Annotated in this window: 2 protein-coding genes; both read right to left on the bottom strand. The window is 63.5% G+C overall.

What is annotated here, in order from left to right; genetic code table 11:
• Window positions 1–566: hypothetical protein (locus tag O145_RS15185; protein ID WP_156966830.1), on the bottom strand; the 566-nt coding region annotated here is incomplete at its 3' end.
• 38 nt (window positions 567–604) lie between these two features.
• Window positions 605–1,276 (bottom strand): response regulator transcription factor, encoded by a 672-nt coding sequence (locus O145_RS15180; protein ID WP_052375279.1) that lies wholly within the window; start codon window positions 1,274–1,276, stop codon window positions 605–607.
• Window positions 1,277–1,363: the final 87 nt, after the last annotated feature.

The following is a 1,363-nucleotide window of genomic DNA, read 5'->3' as shown; positions in this document are numbered from 1 at the left end:
AGCTCACGAGCGATAAGAGCGCGCTGAGCGCGCAGAGCCTCAGCACCAGCCGCCTCAGCGCGCCTCACCCGCTCACGGGACCGCCGCAGCGCCAGCCCCCAGCTCACGAAGGCGCCGAGCAGGAGCATGGTGGCAAGGGCCTTGGCAACATCCGGATGGCCGGCGAGAGCCTCCAGGAGAAGCTCAAGAGGAAAGGAAAGCCCCAGGACCCAGGCCTGATGAGAACGGGCAGCGGAGACCAGCAGGGCCAGGGCCATGATCCCGGCCAGACTGATCACGGTGAACTTCCCCCAGGGAAACGCTGAGATAACTCCGACTGTCAATGCGGAGGTGACCGCCCAGGGAAAGCGGTCAATGAGCATGATGAAGATCCCCGACAGCAGAGCGGCAGAAGCGACTCTGACGCTGGGACCGAATAGATACAATTCCAGCAGGGCGATCGCCTCGAGTGCGACGACTACCGCCCAGCGGAGCACACGCCTGCCTCTCAAGGTGCGCAAACTGAAGTACCGGGAACTGTGACGGCAGAGCCGCGCGATCCGTGGAACAAAGATAGCCGAGAGCACTGGGAGAACTCTAATTCAGGAGACTACGGCAAGATGCATCAGCGCCCGGCCAGGCCGCGACGGTGAGCCTCGACGACGACCTCCAGGCGACTGGAAACCCCCATCTTGCGCATAATTGATGAGACATGAGACTTCACGGTCGTCTCTGCGACGCCGAGGCGGTGAGCGATCTGCTGATTGGAACGCGCCTGGCACAGGAAGGCGAGAACCTCCCGCTCGCGCCCGGACAGGTCCAAGTCGTTCGCGGCGTCTACGGTGGGGCTCTGTCCGTGCACATAGCGGTCCAAGATGCGGCTGGTCGGCCCCGGAGACAGAACCTTGCCGCCGGAGTGAACGGTGCGGATCGCCGCGGCGATCTCGGTCGGCGGAGTCGTTTTGAGGAGGAATCCGGAGGCACCGGCAGCCAGGCCACCATCAAGAAAGGTGTCCTCGTCGAAGGTCGTCAGCAGTAGCACTCGTGAGGTCGGGCTCGCAGCCAAGACTCGGGAAGTCGCGGCGACACCGTCGAGGACAGGCATCTGGACATCCATGAGGACCACATCAACCGTCCGCTCATGGACCAGGTCCACCGCCTCGGCTCCGTTGGCCGCCGTCGCGAGAAGCTCAATGCCCGGCTCGGCGCTGATCACGCTGCTGAGTGAACTTCTCACAATGGGGTCGTCATCAACGATGATAATACGAGTGTCACGGGCCATGGAGGTGGCGGTCATGGTGTGTCTCCGGGGTTGAGGGGCAGGGTCAGGGCGAGGACCCACTGGTGGCCCGTATCAGTATGCGTCAGACGCCCGCCCAGCAAA

It is taken from the genome of Actinomyces israelii DSM 43320 (assembly GCF_000711965.1).
GTDB classification, from domain to species: domain Bacteria; phylum Actinomycetota; class Actinomycetes; order Actinomycetales; family Actinomycetaceae; genus Actinomyces; species Actinomyces israelii.
The sequence above is the reverse complement of the archived record's forward strand: the minus strand, read 5'-3'. Positions and strand labels throughout refer to the sequence as shown.